General features: G+C 59.5%; 22 protein-coding genes and 3 tRNA genes. 6 read left to right on the top strand and 19 right to left on the bottom strand.

Annotated features, from left to right (window positions below):
- The first annotated feature begins 8 nt into the window (after window positions 1-8).
- The 3 genes from pgsA (at window position 9) to INT39_RS20230 (ending at window position 834) form a co-directional block, all read left to right on the top strand.
- Window positions 9-569: a CDP-diacylglycerol--glycerol-3-phosphate 3-phosphatidyltransferase gene (gene pgsA / locus INT39_RS20220; protein ID WP_193075775.1), complete on the top strand. Its 561-nt coding sequence runs from the start codon at window positions 9-11 to the stop codon at window positions 567-569.
- A gap of 73 nt (window positions 570-642) precedes the next feature.
- Window positions 643-718: transfer RNA gene (locus tag INT39_RS20225), tRNA-Gly, on the top strand.
- A gap of 42 nt (window positions 719-760) precedes the next feature.
- Window positions 761-834: transfer RNA gene (locus tag INT39_RS20230), tRNA-Cys, on the top strand.
- 89 nt (window positions 835-923) lie between these two features.
- On the opposite strand, the gene INT39_RS20235 is transcribed toward INT39_RS20230, so the two are convergent.
- The gene (locus tag INT39_RS20235) at window positions 924-1,148 is read right to left on the bottom strand and encodes a hypothetical protein (RefSeq protein WP_193075776.1); all 225 of its coding nucleotides are present in this window, start codon (window positions 1,146-1,148) and stop codon (window positions 924-926) included.
- Here INT39_RS20235 and INT39_RS20240 point away from each other — a divergent pair.
- Entirely contained in the window at window positions 1,134-2,003 is an 870-nt protein-coding gene (locus tag INT39_RS20240; protein WP_193075777.1) for a DMT family transporter, read from the top strand. The two genes, INT39_RS20235 and INT39_RS20240, sit on opposite strands and share 15 nt — an antisense overlap.
- An 8-nt stretch (window positions 2,004-2,011) precedes the next feature.
- Here the strand turns inward: INT39_RS20240 and INT39_RS20245 are convergent, their stop codons facing one another.
- Both INT39_RS20245 and INT39_RS20250 read right to left on the bottom strand, forming a co-directional pair.
- The gene (locus tag INT39_RS20245; protein ID WP_319021398.1) at window positions 2,012-2,707 is read right to left on the bottom strand and encodes an RES family NAD+ phosphorylase; all 696 of its coding nucleotides are present in this window, start codon (window positions 2,705-2,707) and stop codon (window positions 2,012-2,014) included.
- Window positions 2,701-3,102: an antitoxin Xre-like helix-turn-helix domain-containing protein gene (locus tag INT39_RS20250; protein ID WP_193075778.1), complete on the bottom strand. Its 402-nt coding sequence runs from the start codon at window positions 3,100-3,102 to the stop codon at window positions 2,701-2,703. The genes INT39_RS20245 and INT39_RS20250 overlap by 7 nt, the downstream gene beginning before the upstream one ends.
- Before the next feature lie 237 nt (window positions 3,103-3,339).
- Between INT39_RS20250 and INT39_RS20255 the strand changes: the two genes are divergently transcribed.
- Window positions 3,340-3,576 (top strand): amphi-Trp domain-containing protein, encoded by a 237-nt coding sequence (locus INT39_RS20255; RefSeq protein WP_193075779.1) that lies wholly within the window; start codon window positions 3,340-3,342, stop codon window positions 3,574-3,576.
- A gap of 189 nt (window positions 3,577-3,765) precedes the next feature.
- Here INT39_RS20255 and INT39_RS20260 read toward each other — a convergent pair.
- Window positions 3,766-3,852 (bottom strand) — tRNA-Leu (locus tag INT39_RS20260).
- A gap of 222 nt (window positions 3,853-4,074) precedes the next feature.
- Between INT39_RS20260 and INT39_RS20265 the strand changes: the two genes are divergently transcribed.
- The gene (locus tag INT39_RS20265; RefSeq protein ID WP_193075780.1) at window positions 4,075-4,353 is read left to right on the top strand and encodes a hypothetical protein; all 279 of its coding nucleotides are present in this window, start codon (window positions 4,075-4,077) and stop codon (window positions 4,351-4,353) included.
- Window positions 4,354-4,389: 36 nt separating this feature from the next.
- On the opposite strand, the gene INT39_RS20270 is transcribed toward INT39_RS20265, so the two are convergent.
- The 15 genes from INT39_RS20270 to INT39_RS20340 form a co-directional block, all read right to left on the bottom strand.
- A complete protein-coding gene (locus INT39_RS20270) occupies window positions 4,390-6,339 on the bottom strand; it encodes a DUF4105 domain-containing protein (RefSeq protein WP_193075781.1) in 1,950 nt (649 codons plus the stop codon).
- A gap of 57 nt (window positions 6,340-6,396) precedes the next feature.
- On the bottom strand, window positions 6,397-6,708 hold the full coding sequence (locus INT39_RS20275; protein WP_193075782.1) for a DUF2388 domain-containing protein: 312 nt from the start codon (window positions 6,706-6,708) through the stop codon (window positions 6,397-6,399).
- A gap of 138 nt (window positions 6,709-6,846) precedes the next feature.
- Window positions 6,847-8,304 (bottom strand): NADH-quinone oxidoreductase subunit NuoN, encoded by a 1,458-nt coding sequence (gene nuoN / locus INT39_RS20280; protein ID WP_193075783.1) that lies wholly within the window; start codon window positions 8,302-8,304, stop codon window positions 6,847-6,849.
- Between the two features lie 22 nt (window positions 8,305-8,326).
- Complete coding sequence (gene nuoM, locus INT39_RS20285; RefSeq protein ID WP_193075784.1) at window positions 8,327-9,856, bottom strand: NADH-quinone oxidoreductase subunit M; 1,530 nt, start codon at window positions 9,854-9,856, stop codon at window positions 8,327-8,329.
- A 31-nt stretch (window positions 9,857-9,887) separates the two neighbouring features.
- The gene (gene nuoL, locus INT39_RS20290; protein WP_193075785.1) at window positions 9,888-11,741 is read right to left on the bottom strand and encodes an NADH-quinone oxidoreductase subunit L; all 1,854 of its coding nucleotides are present in this window, start codon (window positions 11,739-11,741) and stop codon (window positions 9,888-9,890) included.
- Window positions 11,738-12,046: an NADH-quinone oxidoreductase subunit NuoK gene (nuoK, locus tag INT39_RS20295; RefSeq protein WP_193075786.1), complete on the bottom strand. Its 309-nt coding sequence runs from the start codon at window positions 12,044-12,046 to the stop codon at window positions 11,738-11,740. Before nuoK ends, nuoL begins: the two co-directional genes overlap by 4 nt.
- On the bottom strand, window positions 12,043-12,549 hold the full coding sequence (nuoJ, locus tag INT39_RS20300) for an NADH-quinone oxidoreductase subunit J (RefSeq protein ID WP_193075787.1): 507 nt from the start codon (window positions 12,547-12,549) through the stop codon (window positions 12,043-12,045). Before nuoJ ends, nuoK begins: the two co-directional genes overlap by 4 nt.
- A gap of 19 nt (window positions 12,550-12,568) precedes the next feature.
- Window positions 12,569-13,117, bottom strand: a complete 549-nt coding sequence (nuoI, locus tag INT39_RS20305; protein ID WP_193075788.1) for an NADH-quinone oxidoreductase subunit NuoI — start codon at window positions 13,115-13,117, stop codon at window positions 12,569-12,571.
- A gap of 10 nt (window positions 13,118-13,127) precedes the next feature.
- Window positions 13,128-14,117, bottom strand: coding sequence for an NADH-quinone oxidoreductase subunit NuoH (gene nuoH, locus INT39_RS20310; RefSeq protein WP_193075789.1), 990 nt, complete (start codon window positions 14,115-14,117; stop codon window positions 13,128-13,130).
- Window positions 14,114-16,849, bottom strand: coding sequence for an NADH-quinone oxidoreductase subunit NuoG (gene nuoG, locus INT39_RS20315; RefSeq protein ID WP_193075790.1), 2,736 nt, complete (start codon window positions 16,847-16,849; stop codon window positions 14,114-14,116). The genes nuoH and nuoG overlap by 4 nt, the downstream gene beginning before the upstream one ends.
- Before the next feature lie 48 nt (window positions 16,850-16,897).
- Entirely contained in the window at window positions 16,898-18,247 is a 1,350-nt protein-coding gene (gene nuoF / locus INT39_RS20320; protein WP_193075791.1) for an NADH-quinone oxidoreductase subunit NuoF, read from the bottom strand.
- Window positions 18,244-18,738: an NADH-quinone oxidoreductase subunit NuoE gene (gene nuoE / locus INT39_RS20325; RefSeq protein WP_413468954.1), complete on the bottom strand. Its 495-nt coding sequence runs from the start codon at window positions 18,736-18,738 to the stop codon at window positions 18,244-18,246. The genes nuoF and nuoE overlap by 4 nt, the downstream gene beginning before the upstream one ends.
- 2 nt (window positions 18,739-18,740) lie before the next feature.
- On the bottom strand, window positions 18,741-20,525 hold the full coding sequence (gene nuoC, locus INT39_RS20330) for an NADH-quinone oxidoreductase subunit C/D (protein WP_193075792.1): 1,785 nt from the start codon (window positions 20,523-20,525) through the stop codon (window positions 18,741-18,743).
- A 57-nt stretch (window positions 20,526-20,582) separates the two neighbouring features.
- Window positions 20,583-21,260, bottom strand: coding sequence for an NADH-quinone oxidoreductase subunit B (locus tag INT39_RS20335; protein ID WP_193075793.1), 678 nt, complete (start codon window positions 21,258-21,260; stop codon window positions 20,583-20,585).
- A 10-nt stretch (window positions 21,261-21,270) separates the two neighbouring features.
- Entirely contained in the window at window positions 21,271-21,684 is a 414-nt protein-coding gene (locus INT39_RS20340) for an NADH-quinone oxidoreductase subunit A (RefSeq protein ID WP_193075794.1), read from the bottom strand.
- Window positions 21,685-21,799: the final 115 nt, after the last annotated feature.

The raw sequence follows: 21,799 nt of genomic DNA on the forward strand, positions 1-21,799 counted from the left end.
GAGACGTCATGAACATTCCGAATATTCTTACCTTGACGCGGGTCGGTCTGATCCCCGTTTTCATTCTGCTGTATTACCTGCCATTTCACTGGAGCTATCTGGCCGCCGCGGTGATGTTCACCCTGGCCAGCATAACCGACTGGCTGGATGGCTACCTGGCGCGTAAATGGGAGCAGAGCACCCCGTTTGGCGCCTTCCTTGACCCGGTAGCGGACAAACTCATGGTGGCCGTGGCGCTGATATTGCTGGTGCAAAGCCATGGTAACTTCTGGGTGACCGCCCCTGCGGTGGTCATCATCGGACGCGAGATCGTCATTTCCGCACTGCGTGAGTGGATGGCGGAAATGGGGGCCCGCTCGCAAGTCGCGGTCTCCAATCTCGGCAAGTACAAGACCGCAGCGCAGATGGTGGCGTTGGTGGTGCTGCTGGCGAACCCGGCGTTGCCAATGAGCCCCTGGGTGATTCTCGGTTACGTATTGTTGATGATATCTGCAGTTCTGACCCTGTGGTCAATGGTGATATATTTGCGCGCTGCCTGGCCGCATCTGCGCCCGGTGCAGACAAAATAAACAACAGATAAACTTTTTCGAATCAATGACTTGACAGGGCGCCGCAGAAAGATAGAATAGGCGCCGTTCCAGAGCGGGAATAGCTCAGTTGGTAGAGCACGACCTTGCCAAGGTCGGGGTCGCGAGTTCGAGTCTCGTTTCCCGCTCCATATTCAGTTGTGTTGCAATTGCGGCACAACAGCCCCCTTCGAGGCCGGGTGGCAGAGTGGTCATGCAGCGGATTGCAAATCCGTGAACGCCGGTTCGATTCCGACCTCGGCCTCCAGTATTAAAGCCCCGTAGACACTGGTCTACGGGGCTTTTTGCTTTGTGCGTTTTGGAAGTCGTTTCCGCTACTTGCAGTGGCCGGCAGTATTATCCGGCGCCGTTCTTGCGGCCTAGCTCGATATATTCCTCGCGCAGGGCTTTGAGCTCCTTTGTGTTCCGATCTTCCAATGCCAACAGGTGGTCGTGCGCGCCCCGGGTGGTATGTAACAACGCATCCCGCTTGATGTGGATACGGTTTACTATATGAAACTCAACAACAGGCTCTAATCTGCTGTCTATCATTTCGGTGCTTCTTCCTTGAATAATCCACATCAGCCGTTACTCGGCGCCTTGCTGATTCTGGCGTCGGGACTGTTATTGGCCATTAATGATGGCCTGTCAAAATACCTGACCCAGTTGTATCCCGTCATACTTGTTGTGTGGGTGCGTTACCTGGCGCAGACGCTGCTGATGGTGGCGCTTTTCACGCCACGCATGGGGCGCCGCGTATTTGTTACTTTACGTCCCTGGCCGCAATTATTCCGCGGGATGAGCCTCGTTGCGGTAAGCATTCTGTTCATCAGTGGTCTGCGTTACATTCCCCTAGCGGAGGCAACGGCGGTGATTTTCTTGGCACCGCTAATGGTTACCCTGGCATCGGCGCTGCTCGGGGAGCGTGTTAGTCGCAGCCAATGGATCGCAGTGGTTTTCAGCTTGATGGGTGTACTACTCATCGTCCGACCCGGTAGCTCCTTGTTCACTCTGGCGATACTGTTGCCGTTTGGTGCTGCGCTGTCGCTTTCGATATACCAGCTACTTACACGCCGACTGGCCGGCACCGATCACCCGGTGACCAGTAATTTCCTCGCCAGTCTGGTGGGAACTACGGTGCTGAGCGTTCTGGTGCTTTTCAATTGGCGCACGCCTACCATGCCGGATGCCGGGTTAATGGTTGGGCTAGGGTGCGTGACCACGCTTGGTCACCTCTTGCTGACCAACGCATATCGCTTTGCGAGTGCGGCTACCTTGGCGCCCTTCACATATGGTCAGATCGTCTTCGCAGGGATTGTTGGCTTCATTGCCTTTGATCAAGCGCCTGATATTGGCGCTATGCTCGGCATCGGCATGATCATCGTCAGTGGCCTTGGCATCGCCTATATCCAGGGCAGGGCGAGTCCGTCTCAATAAGAGTCGCTTTAAACCGAGGTGATCTTGTTGACGCTGGAAATCGCCTTTCCGTCCCAGATCATTTCGTAATGCGAGGATTGCACTATCGAGCACACGGGCTTCGGCGTGAGAAGTCCCCAGCAGACATTGCCGGGACTGCGGACCGAATTGTATTTCAGGCCATTGACCCCTGCCTGCTTGAGCTTGACCCCGGCGACACGAGCAGCAGCATAGCTGTTGGAGTCGTATACCGGATCGTCGAGTGTGATCTGGGTCATATCCATCATGCCGGTCTGATCGAACTTGCAAGACAGTCCCCGCATCAGAATCCTGTCGAAGGCCAGCCCCGTCACGCCGGACCAGTAGCGTTGCTGGTGGTATCGCACCTCTGCCAGTGCCGTGGCAGGAGTATCAGCCAGGTACAGGATGCCGAAGCTGCCATCGCTGAAGCGTGAGCCTTCAGGGTTGACGTGGGTAAATGGCGACACTGCATAGGAGCAGCCTGGAATACCGAACGGGATCTCACTGCTGGGGATGAATTCAATGCGGCCGGCCTGATTCAGCAGGCGTGGATTGGTCCGCGTCTGTAACTCGTGCAGTGCTTCGAATTCCTCTGCATCTGCCACATCATCGAACAGGGGGATAGGGGGGAACCGCGAGTTGACCAAGCGATAACTCGTTATCTTGGTGGGTTCAACTTCCGGCAGGCTATCCCACCTCACCACATTGCCCCCCTTAACCCGTCAATTCGGCGGAAGGTTTCATAAAGAGCTGCAAAACTGCCGTCAGATATAACGTCCAACGGCCTGCGCCCATTGAAGAAGGCATTATTGTTGGGCAGGTTAACGAAGCCGTACACGTTGTCGGGATTATCGAAAATCAGCCGTAGTGCAGCGTGGATGTTGAGTACATAGCTGATTCTATCGAGCTGGTCATTATCCAGACCGATTGTCTCATTGCCTGCCTTGGCTCTGGCAAGGGAGCTCCCGGAGACGCGAAGAATTCTGCCCATCTGGTCCCGGGAAGCTCCCCAGCGCTCCATGATTTTCATGGCGGTACGCAGGCCAACAGTGCCTTGGGGCTTTTCAGCTTTGATATTTTGAATATTGGCTAATGACATCAGGGACCTCACCTCTGGCTCTGCATGGATGTGTCTATAGAACCGAAATTAAGAATAGCATGTCTTCAGACATTATTCATGTCAGATCCGGCGGATACCGCCCGGATGCCCCTGCCGGCTCGTTGTTCTAATCTATAATCCCCTGTCTACACAGCAGCCAGGCCCAGGCTTGGTTTCATCCAGAGCTGGCTATTGTCAGATCTTGCTTTATCAGAGCAACGTACTAAGGAGCTTTTCATGTCAGACCGTGATCTCACCAAGACCTATAGCCGACCTCAGTTCGTTGCCAAGCTGCGTCGACTGGCTGACGCTATAGAGTCAGAACAAGCTTTTAACATCCAAGTAGCCGGTGAGCGGCTGCGTATTCCGGCCAGCGCAGTATTCAATGTTGAGCACGAGCGTAGCGGGAATACGCAAGAGCTTGAATTCCAGTTGCTGTGGGCGTCGCAAGAGGGTGGTAAGCCGACTGAATAGATGAGAGCGAGGGAGTGAGTGAGGAAGACTTGTTGCTGTAAATCGGCTGTTGGGGATGCAGCGTTGCCCGGATAGGCAGAGGGTCTGGATTGAGCGATTACGGGAAGGTTGCGAGCTCGAATTGCGGACCGAACACAGTTTTGCGGACCGACAGGGTAAGTATTGTTGTACCTAAGTGCTTGATATTGTTGGTGCCCGGAGCCGGAATCGAACCGGCACGATGTTGCCATCGAGGGATTTTAAGTCCCTTGCGTCTACCAGTTTCGCCATCCGGGCTGGCTGGCACTTGGAGTTCTGACAAAGCCTTGCCGTGCTCGGTAGCGAGCGGGCGTGGTGGATGTAAATCCGACCATAACTCCAAGAGATTCAGAATGTTACACAGATCGTATCGGTGTAACAAGAACTTTCTGCTGGGGACGGATCCAGCTGAAGTCTGAACGATCGTGGCGGTGTCGCCTCCAATAAGAGAGCCACTCAGAGTTCGTCAGGAGGTTAGTGATGAGTATTGATCCACTTGATCGTCCGCAAGGGCCGCAACAACCGGGGCATGAGCCGGTGCCAGGGCAGCGTCCCGGTCAGGGTCCGAATCCGGGAACGCCTCCAGAGCGCTCTCCAACCGAGCCGCCGGGGCCGGACGATGTTCCCCAGGAAGCGCCGGGGAACACACCCACCCGAGAACGAGCTCCGGATATAGTCCCGACACCGCAAGCTCAGGCGCCAGGGACATTACCGGGCTCAGATGAGCCGGATATTCCGGATAGAAGTGATCGGATTTGAGTTCCATGGTGTGTCTCACTTGAGGGTAAATGAAGCTCAGGGTAGTTGAATGCCGCCGGACTGGCTGTGCAGCCGCCGCAGCTGTTTTACCAGCAGATCGATGTTGGCCCCGGTGGCATCCAGCTGTAGACGCTGTTGCGCGTTCATCAGCGACAGCAGACGCTGTTCCAGATCATCAGCCGTCGTCAGCAGTGCCTGCTGCTTATCAGCGGCAAGCTGCAGGAAACGTTCCGACTCCTCCGGTTGCGGCAGTCCATAGCCTTCACTCAGCAGTTCGCCGGGCCGACTCAGGAAACTGCTGCCGCTCAGCAGCCCCTGCATAATCTGGGCAGCCTCGGTCAGCTCTTGTGGGGCATCGGCCGCCAGGAATCGCTGTTTGAGATCCTGCTGTATCTCCAGCACATGTCTGCGCTGGATGGCTTGCTCCAGCACCAGAAGGGCGGCAGACGAGCGGGTGCCCGCGCCTGTAAACCAGGCTTCGCGATCGTGGGCAGGGCTGGCAAACCAGTCCTCCAGGCGGTCAAAAGGTATGCGCAGCTGGCTGCGAAGCACCTCGAACATGTGACCGTAGCGTTCCCGGTAAGAGTCGAAATAATAGCCCCGGCGCAAGGCGGTCTCGCGATTTTGCAGAGGCTCCAGATCCGCCACGCCGCGGGCGTGCAGCAGCTCGAGCAGACCGGTGGGCGTCAGACTGTCCAGATCATGCAGCGAGGTCAGTGCGCTGCCGCTGCGCAGCAGCTTCAGCGTTTCGACGGCGCAGTTATTGGTGATGAAATAGTAGGTGCCATCGTAACTCCAGTGCAGAGTCGCGGCCTGTTCAACGAGTCGGCGACGAGCCTGCTCATCCATGCGCAACGGCACCGAGCTGAGGTCACGCAGTTCGAGCTGGGTGTACTCGTCTACCACCTTCTGCAGCGGCAGCATGAACAGCCGGGAAGGGTAATTGCCGATCAGCCCATCCAGGCTGGACAGCTGCAGATCATCGACAAAAGCGCGAAAGGACAGCACCAGATGGTGATCCAGATCCAGCAGACAGTCGGGGCCGGGCGTTCGCCCGGGAGCGCATATCACCAGGCGTAGCATGCTGTGGCCCCACCGACTCACCCACTGGTCATTAGGCTCTGCCAACAGATAATGCACCGCGTAGACTCGTTCAGGATCAAGCCAGCCAAGGGCAGAGCGTTCTGTATCCAGACCGGCGTACAGATAGGGTATCTCAGCGGGGCAATTCGACGCTGGTGGTGCCCAATCGAAATGATCTTTCAGATAGGCGTGCAGCGCCGGACGGCGGCAGGGATATTGCGGATCAAGCAGAAAGTATTCGAGATTGACTGCCAGATACTCCGCAGGACTGTACAGCTCGTACTGATCCGGACTGCGGTAAGACTGGCGATTCGCCCGCTCGCGGGCGCCACGGCGTCCCGCTTGCTGTGGCCAGCCGGCCAGATCGAGAAAGCGTGGGTCATCGCTGAGGGTAAAGCGACGCTCGGTCTGGCCTCTGCATTCTGCCGGCAGCCCGGCCTTGCCCTGGGTGCGATAGCGAGCGCGGCATTGGCGCAACAAGGTCTGCTGTTCAGCACGCCAATAACGCCCCTGGTCATACAGATGAGCCAGCTCGTGGATAAGTGTGGCAAGTAATTCCTGACGCAGGTTGCCGTGCTGGCGCCCCTCGGGAAAAGCACCTTCACCCCCAGCGGAGAGATCTGCCAGCCAGCGCCGATTGAGTTCCAGCGTGCCGCTGGGTGTGGCGCGGCCGAAGACCTCCTCGGGTAGCCGCTCGCTCCAGCGCACGGGCACCTGTCGGTCCAGCTGCTCGACCAGCAAGGGTGGCAGCAGCGTCGTGGCATCGGCAAGCAATGTCTGACTGGCCTGCATTTCGGATGGGGTGAGCTGGCGCTGGTCCAGCACCAGCTGCAACCCTGCCTGGGCGAGGGGACTGCTTACCAGCAAGCTGACAAGAAAAAAACGCCCTATGGCGGACCGCATTCTAGCCTCACTGATCGGCCGTCTCAGCGGTCAGCTCGCCACTGACACAAAAACACCTCACAGTGCCAGAATCGCCTCAGCCAACTGCATATCGGTGGCTTCCAGATCCGGGGCGGACTGGCGAATGTGAACCAAGGCGGCTTCGAGACGAACGCTGCGCAGCTGGCCGTCACTGCCGACAAAACTGGCTGCGTCTTCACGGGCTTCCAGCACGACCTTGTTGTTACCGGAAGTGGCATCACTGGTCGCGTCAATGGTATTGATCAGCGATCCGGCGATGGCGTCGGTGGTGCCGATGAAACTACTGCCATGGGCGCTGCCAGCAAGAGCGATGAGGCTGGTAGCAATGATCAGGGGAATGCGTTTCATGGTGGATATCCTTTTGAGACTGTAGAGCGTTCAGGTATTCACCTGCTGAAGCAGGGAATGCACCCAGTATTGTCCGTGCCGCAATTAAAATCGACATGGCAGATAAACAAAGTTCCAGCGAACCGGGGCTTTGTTCAATCAAAGCGCCACCAGTGTGGCATGCTGGACCAATTCCAGCAGCGGCTGTGGGTACACCCCCAGCACGAATACCAGCAGGGCAATCAGCAGCAGCATGATGCCGCCGGCGTGTTGGCCCCAGTTCATGGGTGCGTCACGGCGGCGGATACCCGGCTCGACGAGGAACATGGTGACCATGACCCGCAGATAGTAATACAGGCCGATGGCGCTGCCCAGGATCAAGGCACCCAGCAGCCACCACAACTGTGATTCCACGCCTGCGGCAATGATATAGAACTTGCCGATGAAGCCCGCAGTCAGTGGGATACCGGCCAGCGACAGCATCATTACCGCCAGCACAGCGGTCAGGTATGGCCGGCGCCAGAACAGGCCACGGTACTGGTAGAGCGCATCGGCGTCGCGGCCCTTGAACGGGGTGGACATCAGCGTCACCACGCCGAAGGCGCCCAGGGTCGTCAACACGTAGGTCACCAGATAGACACCGATGGCCTCAACGGCAAGGCCGCTACTGGCAATCAGGGCAATCACCAGGTAGCCGAAATGGGCAATCGAGGAGTAGCCCAGCAGGCGTTTCAGGTTGCTCTGCAGCAGCGCCAGCAGGTTGCCGAGCAGAATGGACGCGATGGCGATAGCGGCCAGCAGGTCATTGAGCCAGCCGCCGTCGGTAGCCGGGGAAACCTGATACAGGCGCAGCAGCACGGCGAACACGGCGACCTTGGCAGCGGTGGCGAGGAAAGCGGCCACCGGTGCCGGAGCACCTTCGTAGACGTCGGGCGTCCACAGGTGGAAGGGGGCCAGCGACAGCTTGAAGGCCAAGCCGATCAGCATCATGCCGAAGCCGATCTGCAGCAGGGGAGTCAGCCCCGCTGCCCCCAGTGCAGAAAACGCCAGACTGCCGGACTCGGCATAGGCCAGCGCCATGCCGAACAACAGAAACGCAGAGCCGGCGGCGGACAGCACCATGTACTTGATGCCGGCTTCCAGCGAGCGCTTGTTGAAGAAGGCATAGGCAACCATGCCGTAGACCGGGACCGAGAGCAGCTCCAGGCCGATGAACAAGGTGGCCAGGTGCGAGGCACCGACCATCACCAGACCACCGGCCGCAGCCAGCAGCATCAGCAGATACATCTCCTCGCGGTTGCCGGGAAAACCCTCACCGGTGTTGGTCTTGCCCAGATAGGCATGCACCAGTGTGGTGCATGCCAGCGTGGCGATCAGGATGACGCCCATGTAGAGCAGCGCGAAACGGTCCACCTGTATCAGACCGGTCACTTCCAGCGGCACGACCTGCAGCGCCGGAATCAGTGACAGCAGGGCCAGGTTGAGGCCGGCAGCCGAGAGAATGAACGTGAGATCGTGCCTGCGCCGCCAGGCGATGGCGAGCATGACCACCACCGCTGTCACGCATACGATCAGCAGTGGCAGCAAGGCGATGAAGTGGGACGGGGTAAATTGCATGATGTCGTTTTCCATCTGACTGCTACCGGGCCGGAACAAGGTTGGAGAGGGCATCGCTGAGCCAGTGTTGAACACCGCTCATGCTCGACGCCGAGGTATCCAGCAGCGGTTGCGGATACAATCCGATAATGACCAACAGGGCGACCAGCGACAGCACCATGGCCAGCTCCCGGCCATTGAGCCCACGCAGGGCATCTCCGGAGCGCGAGGCTCCGAAGTAGGCGCGGTGGATCATGATCAGCGAGTAGGCCGAGGCCAGTACCAGACCGAAGGTAGCGATCACCACCACCCAGGGATTGTTGGCGAAGCTGCCGAACAGGATCAGGAACTCGCCGACGAAGTTGCCGGTACCCGGGATACCCAGGGAGGCAATGGCAAAGAACATGCTCAGCGCCGGCAGGTAGGGAATCCGTGCCCAGAGTCCACCCATCTCGCGCATGTCACGGGTATGGATGCGCTCATACAGCTGACCGCACAGGATAAACAGTGCGGCGGCCGACAGCCCGTGGGCAACCATCTGTATCACCGCGCCCTGCAATGCCAGCTGGGTGCTGGCATAGATGCCGATCAGCACGAAGCCCATGTGCGAAATACTGGAATAGGCCACCAGCCGTTTGATATCGGTCTGGGCAAAGGAAAGGATGGCGCCATAGAAGATGCCGACCAGGCCCAGGGTCATGGCAATCGGCGCGAACTCCATCGAGGCATTGGGGAACAGCGGCAGCGCAAAGCGCAGCATGCCGTAGGCAGCGGTTTTCAGCAGAATACCCGCCAGATCCACCGAGCCTGCCGTCGGTGCCTGGGCGTGGGCATCCGGTAACCAGGAATGCAGCGGCACGATCGGAAACTTCACGGCAAAAGCAATGAAGAAGCCCAGCATCAGGATGTACTCGACACCCGCCGGCATCTCGATACCGAGCAATTGGTCATAGGCAAAGGTCAGCACCCCGGTCTGGCTGAAGTTGAACAGCACCAGGCCGAGGATGGCCACCAGCATGATCAGGCCGCTGGCCTGGGTGAAGATGAAGAATTTGGTTGCCGCGTTGATCCGTGTCTTCTTGCCTTCGCCGCTGTGACCCCAGAGCGCGATGAGGAAGTACATCGGCACCAGCATCATTTCCCAGAAGAAGAAGAACAGGAACAGATCCATGGCCAGGAATACACCGGCCACACCACCCAGAATCCACATCAGGTTGAGGTGGAAGAAGCCGATCCGGTGCTGGATCTCGCTCCAGGAACAGAGTACCGATAGCACCCCGAGAATCCCGGTGAGGATCAGCATGAGCAGTGACAGGCCATCCAGCGCCAGGTGCAGGTTGATGCCGAAGCGCTCGATCCAGACGTGCTTGAATTCCAGCGTCCACACCGGAACGCCATTGGTGACGGCGGACAGCGAGTAATCCTTACTGATCCAGAGCCAGAGGCTCAGTCCCAGCACCAGCCCCATGGTCGCGAGGGCCAACCAGCGGGGCAGGGATCTGCTGAAGCGTTCAGCTTGCCAGCACAACAGGCCGCCGATAAAAGGTATCAGTACCAGCCAGGGCAGAATCATGACGGGATCATTTCCTTGCGTAAATTCATTATCAGACCACCTGCAGCATCAGGATGCCGATCACCAGCACGGCACCGGCGGCAATAGTGGCGGCATACCAGCGGGTCTGGCCGTTCTGTGTGCGGCTGAGCAGCGTATTACCGGCCCGGGCCAGCACCGGCACAATGCCAATGGTCCGGTCCAGCGGGTCGCGGCGCAGCGTCCGGGTCAGCCACAGGTAGGGCTGCACAAACACCTTGTCGTACAACCAGTCGAAGCCCCATGCGGCGAACCACCAAGCGGTCAAGAAGCGGCCCGGCGCGCTGCTGCCGATGGCCTGGACTACCTTGCGCTGGCCCAGGTACAGCCAGGCGGCCAGCAGGATGCCAGCCACGGCGATAACGCCCGAGAGTATTTCCAGCCCGATGCGGCCTTCACCGCCAGCATGCCCCACACTCTGCGGTAGCACGCCGGCCAGCGGAGGTGTGATCCAGGCACCGATGAAGGTCGATAGTATGATCAGCACAATCAGCGGCAGGTTATGAGCCAGACCCTTGCTGGCATGGGCTTCGGCCTGCTGTTTGCCATGGAACACCACAAAGATCAGTCGGAAGGTATAGATCGATGTCAGGAAGGCACCCAGCAGACCGGCGTACAGCAATGCGCTGTTGCCGCTGGCAAAGGCCTCCCAGAGAATCTCATCCTTGGAGTAAAAGCCGGCCGTCAGCAGCGGCAGAGCAGCCAGCGCGGCACCGCCGACGATAAAGCTGGCGTAGGCCACGGGCAGTTTCTTCCACAGGCCACCCATCCGGAAGATGTTCTGTTCGTGGTGGCAGGCATGGATCACCGAGCCCGAGGCCAGGAACAGCAACGCCTTGAAGAAAGCGTGGGTCATCAGATGGAAGATCGCTGCTTCCCAGGCACCTACACCCAGCGCCAGGAACATGTAGCCGAGCTGGCTCATGGTCGAGTAGGCGAGGATGCGCTTGATGTCGGTCTGCACCACTGCGGCAAAGCCGGCCAGTACCAGAGTGGTACCGCCCACCACGCCCACCAGATACAGCACATCCGGGGTCAACAGGAACAGGCCGTGGGTGCGGGCGATCAGGTAGACACCCGCGGTGACCATGGTCGCCGCGTGGATCAGTGCTGACACCGGCGTGGGGCCGGCCATGGCGTCAGCCAACCAGGTCTGCAGGGGCAGCTGGGCGGATTTACCCACAGCGCCACCCAGCAGCGACAGGGTTGCCAAAGTGATCCAGAAATCCCCCGCGGCAAACATCAACGGTGCCTGTACCAGCAGCTCCTGAATATTCAGGGTACCCAGCTGCACGAACAGGATGAACAGACCGAAGGCCATCAGTACGTCACCAACCCGGGTAACCAGGAAGGCCTTGAGCGCGGCATTGCCGTTCTTGCGCTCGTGGTAGTAGAAGCCGATCAGCAGGTAACTGCAGACGCCAACGCCTTCCCAACCGAGGTAGAGGAACAGCAGATCATCGGCCAGGATCAGACACAGCATGCTGGCGATAAACAGGTTGGTGTAGGCAAAAAAGCGGGAGTAGCCGTCTTCGCCGCGCATGTACCAGCTGGCAAACAGGTGGATCAGAAAACCCACACCCGTGACCACGCCGAGCATGGTCAGCGACAGGCCGTCCAGATACAGGGTCAGGCTGGGGGTGAAGTTGCCCACCGCCATCCATTGCCAGAGCAGTTGAATGTAGGCGCCGTCCTGCAGCGCGCCGGTGCTGAACTGGAAGATGATCCAGGCCGTGACCAGCGCCGACAGGCCGACCGAGCCGACGCCGACCAGAGCCGAGGTACTCTCTGACCAGCGCCCGCGGGAGAAGGCCAGCAGCACAAAGCCGATCAGCGGAAATAACAGGGTTAGAAATAGCATGTTCATCCGCGCATCTCGCTGGCAGCATCAATATCCAGGGTTCCGAAGCGGCGATACAGTTGCAGCAGAATGGCCAGACCAATACTGGCCTCGGCAGCTGCTAGGGTGATCACCAGAATGAACATCACCTGACCGTCGGCCTGGCCCCAGCGGGCTCCGGCAACGACGAAGGCCAGCGCAGCTGCGTTCATCATGATCTCCAGACTCATCAGCACGTACAGGATGTTGCGACGGATCATCAGCCCGGCCAGGCCGAGGCTGAACAGCACGGCGGCCAACGCCAGCCCGTGCTCCATGGGTATGCCGCTCATGAAATCTCCTTGGCTTCGTGACGACCGATGTGGAAGGCCGTGACCATGGCGCCGAGCAGCATCATCGCTGCCAGTTCGACGGCTAGAATGTAAGGGCCGAACAGGGCGAAACCGACTGCCTTGGCATCCACCACTTCACCGGTAATGACCGCGGATGTGGGCTCACTGAACAGGACATAGAGCAACTGTGCCAACAACAGCCCGGAGAGGATCGCCGGGCCTATCCAGCCACGCGGACTCAACCACCGGCGCTCCTGATTCTCGCTGCCACTGCCCAGGTTGAGCATCATCACCACGAACACGAACAGCACCATGATGGCGCCGGCGTAGACGATGATCTCCAGCACCCCGGCAAAGGGCGCACCGAGGGCGAAGAAGCACATGGACACCGCCAGCAGCGAAGTGACCAGGTACAGCAGGGCATGCACTGCGCGGGTATTGGTAATCACCATCAGTGTGGCCGCAACGGCCACCCCGGCGGAGAAATAAAAGGCAAATTCCATCAGATATTCCTCACGACAATCATGGCAGCAACCCCTTGACGTTGACCGGCTCGGCCTCGTTCTGCGCGGCACCCTTGGGTTTGCCGGCAATCGACAGGCCGGACACGCGGTAGAAGTTGTAGTCGGGGTTCTTGCCGGTACCGGCAATCATCAGGTCTTCCTTTTCGTACACCAGATCCTGGCGCTTGTATTCGGCCAACTCGAAATCCGGGGTCAACTGGATTGCCGTGGTCGGGCAGGCTTCCTCACACAGACCACAGAAGATGCAGCGCGAGAAGTTGATGCGGAAGAACTCCGGATACCAGCGTCCGTCCTCGGTCTCGGCCTTCTGCAGGGAGATGCAGCCGACCGGGCAGGCGGCAGCACAGAGGTTGCAGGCAACGCAGCGCTCTTCACCGTCCGGGTCTCGGGTCAGTACGATGCGGCCACGATAGCGGGGCGGCAGGTACACCGGCTCCTCGGGGTATTGCAGGGTGTCCCGTTTGCGGAACGCATGGCCGAAGATCATCACCAGGCTGCGTAGCTGGGTGTAGGTGCCATGTACGACATGAATAATTGATTTGATCATGGCTTTCTCCTCAGGCTGCGGCCAGCACAAATGCGCCGGTCACCAGCAGGTTGATCAGGGTCAATGGCAAGCAGACCTTCCAGCCGAATGCCATCATCTGGTCGTAGCGCGGCCTCGGCAGCGAGGCGCGCAGCAGGATGAAGATCATGATGAAGAAAGCGGTCTTCAGCGCAAACCACAGGAAGGGCAGTTGTGGCAGCAGATCGAACGGCCCGTGCCAGCCGCCGAAGAACAGCGTGGCCAGCAACGCCGATACCAGTACGATACCGATGTACTCACCGACGAAGAACATGCCCCATTTCATCCCGGCGTATTCCACGTGATAACCGTCGGCCAGTTCCTGCTCCGCTTCCGGCTGGTCGAAGGGATGACGGTGGGTCACCGCAACGCCAGCAATGAAGAAGGTCAGGAAGCCAAAGAACTGCGGAATGATGAACCACAGGTTATCGGCCTGATAGCCAACGATATCGCGCATATTGAACGAGCCGGTCTGCGCTACCACGCCCATCAGCGACAGGCCGAGGAAGACTTCATAGGACAGGGTCTGGGCCGCGGCGCGCAGGCCGCCGAGCAAGGCGAACTTGTTGTTACTGGCCCAGCCGGCGAACAGCACTGCATAGACGGTAAGCCCGGCCATGGCAAAGAAGAACAGCAAGCCGATATTCAGATCCGCCACGCCCCAGGTCGGGGTGATAGGCACCACGATAAAGGCCACCAGCAGCGAGCTCATCGCCACCACGGGTGCCAGGGTAAAGATCAGCTTGTCGGCAAAGGGTGGCGTCCAGTCCTCCTTGAAGAACATCTTGATCATGTCCGCGACGATCTGAAACAGGCCAAAGGGGCCAACCCGGTTGGGGCCGTAGCGATCCTGCCACAGGGCCAGCAGCCGGCGCTCGACAAAACTCAGGAAAGCGCCGGCGACCACCACTGCCAGCAGAATGACGATGGCCTTGATCACGGCGATCAGGATGATCATCACCTCAGGGGTAAACCAGCTCATTGCGCCACCTCACTCAAGGCTGTCACCACGCTGGCTGCGCTCAGTGGCGGAATGCCCGGCAGGCCGATGGGCATTCCGACAACGCCCAGTGGCAGTTCGGCGCTGATGCGCAGCGGCAGTTGCAGTTGCAGTTGCTGGTTACCCAGGGTGATAGAAAGCAGGGCGCCTTCGGTTACACCCAGACGCGTCGCTTCCGTGTCGGTCAGCGCAACGTAGGCTTGCGGTATGCGCTGCTGGATCGGCTCGGCTCGGCTGCTGTTTTCTTCGCTGCCAAACAGATGATGTAGCGGCACAACCTGCCAGGTACCGGCGGCCGGAGCGAACGCGCCCGGTGCCTGAGCCCAGGGCAGATCCATACGCGCACCGTCGAGCAGACGTATACCCGGATCGCCACTGCGCAGATGACCGCCGACCTCATCCTGATATTTGTTCCAGGCCTGTGGCGAGTTCCAGCCCGGTGACCAGGCAAAGGCGATCTGCTGACGGTCTTCCTGGCTGCCCGAATAACCCTCCATGGAGAAGGCGAAGGGGCTGTCCGGATCCTGTGGCTGGCGCGGCTCGTGCACACTCAGATTGGCGCGCATCGCGGTACGGCCGCTGTAACGGTGGGGCGCGCGGGCCAGTTTCTGGCCCTTGATGCGGAAGCTGGCATCGGGGGCCGCTGCGGTGATAGCCGCCAGGCGCGGATGCACTGCAGCGCAGGCTTCAGTCACCTGATCCAGGTTGGTCCAGGCAACCGGCTTGCCGAGCAGCGTGTGGCGCAGCGCGTGCAACCAGCGCCAGCCTTCACGGATCAGCACGTCCGGGTTGTAATAGCTGGGCTCGAACACCTGGAAGAAGCGCTGGGCGCGGCCTTCCATGCTGACCAGGGTGCCATCGCCTTCGGCGAAGCTCGAAGCCGGCAGCAGGATATGGGCCTTGTCGGCGGTAGCGGTCTGCTGGTGATCGACCACGACCACCACCTTGGCAGCGACCAGGGCAGCGTCGACTACCGCCTTGTCGGTACGGCGATAGAGATCGTTTTCCAGCACCACGAGCGCGTCATACTGCCCGGCCGTGAGAGCTGCGAGGGCCGCTTCGACCGACTTGTCCGCGTCGTCCTCGGCCAGTAGCAGGGCCATGCCCATGCTGTTGGCTTCCGGCACCACCATGCTGATTGAGGCGTTCTTTTCACGGTTTTTCAGCGCCTGGGTGATGTTGGCAGCCGCATCGATGATGGCCGCGTTGCCCAGGGATGCGCCGGACACCAGTAGCGGACGTCTGGCGGCAAGCAGGGCGTCGGCTATACGTTGTGCCAGCGCCAGTGCATCTGCTTCCAGCCCACTGACCGCCGGAGCGCTCGGGTCGATGGCATGGGCGACAGCAAAGCCGAGGCGTGCCAGATCGTCCGGGGCGGCCTGAACGGATTCGGCGGCGATACCGTCCAGTCGGGTAGCCGTGACACTGGCGATGAATACCGGATGCTTGGCACCCTGGGCGATATTCTCTACCGCGGCCTGGTGCCAGCTCTGAATGCCGGCAGCTTCCGCAATCTCGGCGGCCTTGCCCTTGGCGGTCTGACGCAGGGCAAGCGCGATACGCGCCGCGGTCTGGGTGAGGTCCTCACCGAGTACGAACACCGCGTCATGGCTTTCCATGTCGCGAATGGTCGCGGTTGGCAGCGGGCCGTGCTGCAGCAGGTTGCGGATGGCTTGGATATTGTCCAGTTCATCCCGGCCTATGCCGGAGTAGAAGTCCTCTGCTCCGACCAGCTCGCGCAAGGCGAAGTTGCTCTCCAGGCTGGCGCGGGGCGAGCCGATGCCGAGGATACGCTGGCGATTGAGCAGGCCGGCGGTCTGATCCAGTGCTGCATCAATACCCATGCGCAGTTTGGAACGCTGCACAATGGGCTGGCGCGGACGGTCGTCGCGGTTCACGTAGCCATAGCCGAAGCGGCCGCGGTCGCACAGGAAGTAGTGGTTAACCGAGCCGTTGTAGCGGTTCTCGATGCGGCGAATCTCGCCGTAACGCTCGCCGGGACTGATGTTGCAGCCCGAAGCGCAGCCGTGGCAGACGCTCGGCGCGAACTGCATGTCCCACTTGCGGTTGTACCGCTCGGAATGGGTCTTGTCAGTGAACACACCGGTGGGGCAGACCTCGGTGAGGTTGCCGGAGAACTCGCTTTCCAGCGTGCCATCCTCGACACGGCCGAAATACACCTGATCGTTGGCACCGAACACACCCAGGTCGGTACCGCCGGCGTAGTCCTTGTAGTAGCGGACGCAGCGGTAGCAGGCGATGCAGCGGTTCATTTCGTGGGCGATGAACGGGCCGAGTTCCTGATTCACGTGGGTGCGCTTGTTGAAGCGATAACGGCGCTGGTTGTGGCCGGTCATCACTGTCATGTCCTGCAGGTGACAGTGTCCGCCTTCTTCGCACACCGGGCAGTCATGCGGGTGGTTGATCATCAACCACTCGATCACGCTGGCACGAAACGCCTTGGCTTCTTCATCGTCGATGGAGATCCAGCTGTTGTCGGTCGCCGGCGTCATGCACGACATGACCAGCCGACCGCGGGTGTCGTTCTCATCGCTGTACTGCTTGACCGCGCACTGGCGGCAGGCACCTACGCTGCCCAGCGCAGGGTGCCAGCAGAAGTAGGGGACATCGAGGCCCAGGGACAGACAGGCCTGCAGCAGGTTGTCCGCTCCATCGACTTCGTAGTCTTTACCGTCTACATGGATAGTGGCCATGGTTCTACTTTCTTCTTACCCGATACCGGGTGCTGATAATGGAATTCTTTATGCCTTCACAAACTCGGTTGTCGCTCGAACTTCGGCTGAGCGATCTATCCCGGCTTCAAACTCTTCGCGGAAGTACTTGATCGCGCTGCCCAGGGGTTCAACCGCGCCTGGTGCGTGGGCACAGAAGGTCTTGCCCGGCCCGAGGAAGTCCACCAGTCTGGCGAGAATCTCCATGTCCTCGGGATTGCCCTGGCCGTGCTCCAGGGCACGCAGCGTCTTCACGCTCCAGGGCAAGCCATCGCGGCAGGGTGTACACCAGCCGCAGGATTCCCGGGCGAAGAACTCTTCCATATTGCGCAGCAGCGAGACCATGCTCACCGTGTTGTCTACGGCCAGCGCCAAGCCGGTACCCATGCGGGTGCCGTACTTGGCAATGCCGCCGGAGAACATCGGCGCTTCCAGGTGCTCGGGCAGCAGGAAGCCGGTACCGGCGCCGCCGGGCTGCCAGCATTTAAGGGTATAGCCGTCGCGCATGCCGCCGGCATAATCCTCGAACAGCTCACGAGCGCTGATGCCAAAAGGCAGTTCCCAGATACCGGGGTTATTCACCTTGCCGGAGAAGCCCATCATCTTGGTGCCATGGTCGCCGCTTTCGGGGCGGGCCAGCGCGGTATACCACTCCACACCATTGCCGACGATAGCTGGTACGTTACATAGGGTTTCCACGTTGTTCACGCAGGTCGGCTTGCCCCACACACCTACAGCGGCGGGGAAAGGCGGCTTGGCCCTGGGGTTGGCCCGGCGCCCTTCCAGCGAGTTGATCAGTGCGGTTTCTTCACCGCAGATATAACGCCCGGCACCGGTATGCACGATCAGCTCGAAGTTGAAGCCGGAACCCATGATGTTCTTGCCCAGCAGACCAGCTGCCTTGGCTTCTTCGACTGCTTGTTTGAGGTTGCGGGCCGCATCGACGTATTCGCCACGCAGGAAGATATAGCCGCGATAGGCCTTGAGCGCCCGCGCCGAGATCAGCATGCCTTCAATCAGCAGGTGCGGCAGTTGCTCCATGAGCAGCCGGTCCTTCCAGGTGTTGGGCTCCATCTCGTCGGCGTTGCACAGCAGATAGCGAATGTTCTGCGACTCATCCGCCGGCATCAGGCTCCACTTCACCCCAGTGGGGAAACCCGCGCCGCCACGGCCCTTGAGGCCGGAATCCTTGACGGTGCTGACAATATCAGCCTGGGCCATGTCCAGTAGTGCCTTGCGTGCAGCCGTGTAACCGTTCTTCTGTTGGTACTCTTCCAGCCACACTGGTTGGCCGTCGTCGCGCAGGCGCCAGGTCAACGGGTGGGTTTCTTCCGACCGCTCAATAAGGTTGGCCGGGCCGAAGGATGATAATTTTTTCATTGGTAGCCCTCCAACAGTGCAGCCACGCCGTCGGCGCTGACACCGCCATAGGTGTCATCATCGATCATTAACGCCGGCGCCTTGTCGCAGTTACCCAGGCAGCACACGGGAATGAGCGTGAAGCGGTTATCGGCGGTGGTCTGGCCGGGGACGATACCGATTTCATTCTTGATGCTGTCGAGCACGCTTTCGTGTCCACCGATATAGCAGGTCATGCTGTCGCACACGCGGATAATGTGGCGACCTACCGGCTGACGGAAGATCTGACTATAGAAAGTGGCGACACCTTCCACATCGCTGGCGGGAATACCCAGGATCGCGCCGATGGCATCGGCTGCGCCATCCGGCACCCAGCCACGGGCCTGCTGAACGATCTTCAGCGCCTCGATGGAGGCCGCACGCGGATCCTCGTAGTGGTGCATTTCCTGTTCGATGGCCGCACGTTCGGCTTCATCAAGAACGAAACGATCAGTCTGAATCAACGTAGTCATAATCAGCGGTCCACGTCAGCCATAACGAAGTCGATACTACCCAGATACGCAATCAGATCCGACACCATGCTGCCGCGGATCACCGAGGGGATCTGCTGCAAATGCGGGAAGCTGGGCGTGCGGATACGCGTGCGGTAGCTCATGGTGCTGCCGTCACTGGTCAGGTAGTAGCTGTTGATACCCTTGGTCGCCTCGATCATCTGGAACGACTCGTTCGCCGGCATCACGGGCCCCCAGGACACCTGCAGGAAGTGCGTGATCAGCGTTTCGATATGCTCCAGTGCGCGCTCTTTGGGCGGTGGCGTGGTCAGTGGGTGATCCGCCTTGTACGGGCCTTCGGGCATGTTGTTCAAACACTGCTCGATGATCTTCAGACTCTCGCGCATCTCGCCCATCTTGACCATGCAGCGGTCGTAGGCATCACCATTGACCGCTAGCGGCACTTCGAACTCGAAGTTCTCGTAGCCGGAGTAGGGGCGCGCTTTGCGGATATCAAAATCACAACCGGTGGCGCGCAGACCGGCGCCGGTCACACCCCATTCCAGCGCTTCCTTGGTGTTGTAGTCGGCAACCCCCCTGGTGCGGCCGATCAGGATGCTGTTTTTCAGAGCCGCCTTTTCATATTCACTCAGGCGCTTGGGCATCCAGTCGAGGAACTTGCGTACCAGCTTGTCCCAGCCACGGGGCAGGTCATGGGCGACACCGCCGATGCGGTACCAGGCCGGGTGCATGCGGAAGCCGGTGATGGCCTCGATCACTTCATAGGCACGCTGACGGTCGGTAAAGGTGAAAAACACCGGGGTCATGGCACCGACGTCCTGGATATAGGTACCCAGATACAGCAGGTGGTTCTGGATGCGGAAGAACTCGGCCATCATGATGCGGATGACATCCACTCGCTGCGGCACGGTGATGCCGGCGAGTTTTTCTACCGCCAGTACATAGGGCAGGTTATTCATTACCCCACCGAGGTAGTCGATACGGTCGGTATAGGGGATGAAGCTGTGCCAGCTCTGGCGCTCGGCCATTTTTTCCGCGCCACGGTGGTGGTAACCGATATCCGGGACGCAATCGACGATCTCTTCACCATCGAGCTGCAGAATGATACGGAAGGCACCGTGCGCCGAAGGGTGGTTCGGGCCGAGGTTGAGGAACATGAAATCCTCATGCTCGCCACCACGCTTCATGCCCCAGTCTTCCGGTTTGAAACGCAGCGCTTCCTGTTCGGCGTCCTGGCGGGCGGCGGTGAGCGTATAGGGATCGAACTCGGTGGCGCGTGCCGGATAGTCCTTGCGCAGCGGGTGGCCTTCCCAGGTCGCCGGCATCAGTAAGCGGGTCAGGCGCGGGTGACCCTCGAAGTGGATGCCATACATGTCCCAGACTTCGCGCTCGTACCAGTCGGCATTTGGCCAGACGCTCGCGACCGTGGGCACATTGAGATCATTTTCCTTGAGCGCGACCTTGATCATCACGTCACTGTTACGTTCCAGCGACATGAGGTGGTAGAAGATGGTGAAGTCCGCATCAGGCGGCAAGCCCTGGCGGTGTGTGCGCAAACGTTCATCCACGCCATGCAGGTCGTACAGCATGACGTAGGGCTGCGGCAGTTGGCGCAAAAAGCGCAGCACGGCCAGCAGTTGCTCGCGTGCAATCCAGATCACCGGCATGCCGGTGAGTGTGGGTTGAGCAGTAAAGCTCTCGGCCCCGAATTGGGCATTCAGTTCGGCAACGACCCGCTGGCCATCGGCCTTGTATGGTGGAATAGGTAACGCCTGATCTGCAGTCATTATATGAGTCGCTATCGTCAACGGTGAGTGCGGCGATGGTGTGGGCTGGTGGCCGATTCACACGTCGTCGGGGCTGCGCAGATTGGTGACCGCAATACGCTGGTCACGTTTCTCCTCGCGTTGCGAAGGCATATCTGCCCGATAGATACCCTGATCTCCAACCACCCAGGATAGTGGGCGACGCTCCTTACCGATGGAGTCCTGCAACAGCATCAGACCCTGCAAAAAGGCTTCGGGACGGGGAGGGCAGCCAGGGATGTACACATCCACCGGCAGGAACTTGTCCACGCCCTGAACAACGGAGTAGATGTCGTACATGCCGCCGGAGTTGGCACAGGCGCCCATGGAAATGACCCACTTGGGTTCCAGCATCTGCTCATAGAGACGTTGAATGACTGGGGCCATCTTGACGAAGCAGGTGCCCGCGATAACCATGAAGTCCGCCTGGCGCGGAGATGCTCGAATGACTTCCGCACCAAAGCGCGCAATGTCATGCGGCGCGGTAAAGGCAGTGGTCATCTCCACATAACAGCAGGAGAGGCCAAAGTTGTAGGGCCAGAGAGAGTTCTTGCGTCCCCAGTTCACCGCACCGCTAACCACATCTTCCAGCTTGCCCATGAAGATGTTGCGGTGAACCTGGTCTTTCAGCAGCTGATCGTCGACAGTCTCCCTGGTACCGATCGGATACTCGTCATTGACGGCATCCGGATCGATCCGAACAAGTTCATATTGCATGTTGAAAGCCTCATTTTAGCTTCGCTTGCCTCCTGCGGCGGCCTGCCGGTGACCAATCAAGGGCACCAATAGACGCTTCATAGACAAGACCCGCAACTAGAATTGAAACAAAGATAGAGGCTCCAATGAAACCGGCCCAGCCGCTTTCGCGCACCGAGACGGCCCATGCAAAAAGGAATAGGGCTTCAACATCGAAAATCACGAATAGCATCGCGACCAGATAGAATTTTGCGGAGAAACGCAGGCGGGCATCGCCAGTGGAAACGATGCCGGACTCGAAGGGTTCGTTCTTGCTGCGACCCCAGGCTTTGCTGCCCAGAATGCTGGACAATAGCAACATGAAGGCACAGAGGCCTAGAACGCCCAGCAGGAAAGCAGCTAAAGCCCAATTATGTGGCAGTGACGATACAGCAGCATCAGACATGCCGGACTCCTTGGAGAAACGGCTTCATTATTGGTTACTTGCGCGGACTATTAAAACGTTTGTCGCGTCAAACTGGCGGTATTGTATGCCCGCTGGGCGGCTTATGAAAGGCTTC

The organism is Pseudomonas sp. FME51 (assembly GCF_014897305.1).

Excerpts from the sequence above, each read along its gene's own strand:
- pgsA (WP_193075775.1), top strand. The coding sequence starts at position 9 with ATGAACATTCCGAATATTCTTACCTTGACGCGGGTCGGTCTGATCCCC.
- INT39_RS20235 (WP_193075776.1), bottom strand. The coding sequence starts at position 1,148 with ATGTGGATTATTCAAGGAAGAAGCACCGAAATGATAGACAGCAGATTA.
- INT39_RS20250 (WP_193075778.1), bottom strand. The coding sequence starts at position 3,102 with ATGTCATTAGCCAATATTCAAAATATCAAAGCTGAAAAGCCCCAAGGC.
- INT39_RS20255 (WP_193075779.1), top strand. The coding sequence starts at position 3,340 with ATGTCAGACCGTGATCTCACCAAGACCTATAGCCGACCTCAGTTCGTT.
- INT39_RS20265 (WP_193075780.1), top strand. The coding sequence starts at position 4,075 with ATGAGTATTGATCCACTTGATCGTCCGCAAGGGCCGCAACAACCGGGG.
- INT39_RS20270 (WP_193075781.1), bottom strand. The coding sequence starts at position 6,339 with ATGCGGTCCGCCATAGGGCGTTTTTTTCTTGTCAGCTTGCTGGTAAGC.
- INT39_RS20275 (WP_193075782.1), bottom strand. The coding sequence starts at position 6,708 with ATGAAACGCATTCCCCTGATCATTGCTACCAGCCTCATCGCTCTTGCT.
- nuoN (WP_193075783.1), bottom strand. The coding sequence starts at position 8,304 with ATGCAATTTACCCCGTCCCACTTCATCGCCTTGCTGCCACTGCTGATC.
- nuoM (WP_193075784.1), bottom strand. The coding sequence starts at position 9,856 with ATGATTCTGCCCTGGCTGGTACTGATACCTTTTATCGGCGGCCTGTTG.
- nuoL (WP_193075785.1), bottom strand. The coding sequence starts at position 11,741 with ATGAACATGCTATTTCTAACCCTGTTATTTCCGCTGATCGGCTTTGTG.
- nuoK (WP_193075786.1), bottom strand. The coding sequence starts at position 12,046 with ATGAGCGGCATACCCATGGAGCACGGGCTGGCGTTGGCCGCCGTGCTG.
- nuoJ (WP_193075787.1), bottom strand. The coding sequence starts at position 12,549 with ATGGAATTTGCCTTTTATTTCTCCGCCGGGGTGGCCGTTGCGGCCACA.
- nuoI (WP_193075788.1), bottom strand. The coding sequence starts at position 13,117 with ATGATCAAATCAATTATTCATGTCGTACATGGCACCTACACCCAGCTA.
- nuoH (WP_193075789.1), bottom strand. The coding sequence starts at position 14,117 with ATGAGCTGGTTTACCCCTGAGGTGATGATCATCCTGATCGCCGTGATC.
- nuoG (WP_193075790.1), bottom strand. The coding sequence starts at position 16,849 with ATGGCCACTATCCATGTAGACGGTAAAGACTACGAAGTCGATGGAGCG.
- nuoF (WP_193075791.1), bottom strand. The coding sequence starts at position 18,247 with ATGAAAAAATTATCATCCTTCGGCCCGGCCAACCTTATTGAGCGGTCG.
- nuoE (WP_413468954.1), bottom strand. The coding sequence starts at position 18,738 with ATGACTACGTTGATTCAGACTGATCGTTTCGTTCTTGATGAAGCCGAA.
- nuoC (WP_193075792.1), bottom strand. The coding sequence starts at position 20,525 with ATGACTGCAGATCAGGCGTTACCTATTCCACCATACAAGGCCGATGGC.
- INT39_RS20335 (WP_193075793.1), bottom strand. The coding sequence starts at position 21,260 with ATGCAATATGAACTTGTTCGGATCGATCCGGATGCCGTCAATGACGAG.
- INT39_RS20340 (WP_193075794.1), bottom strand. The coding sequence starts at position 21,684 with ATGTCTGATGCTGCTGTATCGTCACTGCCACATAATTGGGCTTTAGCT.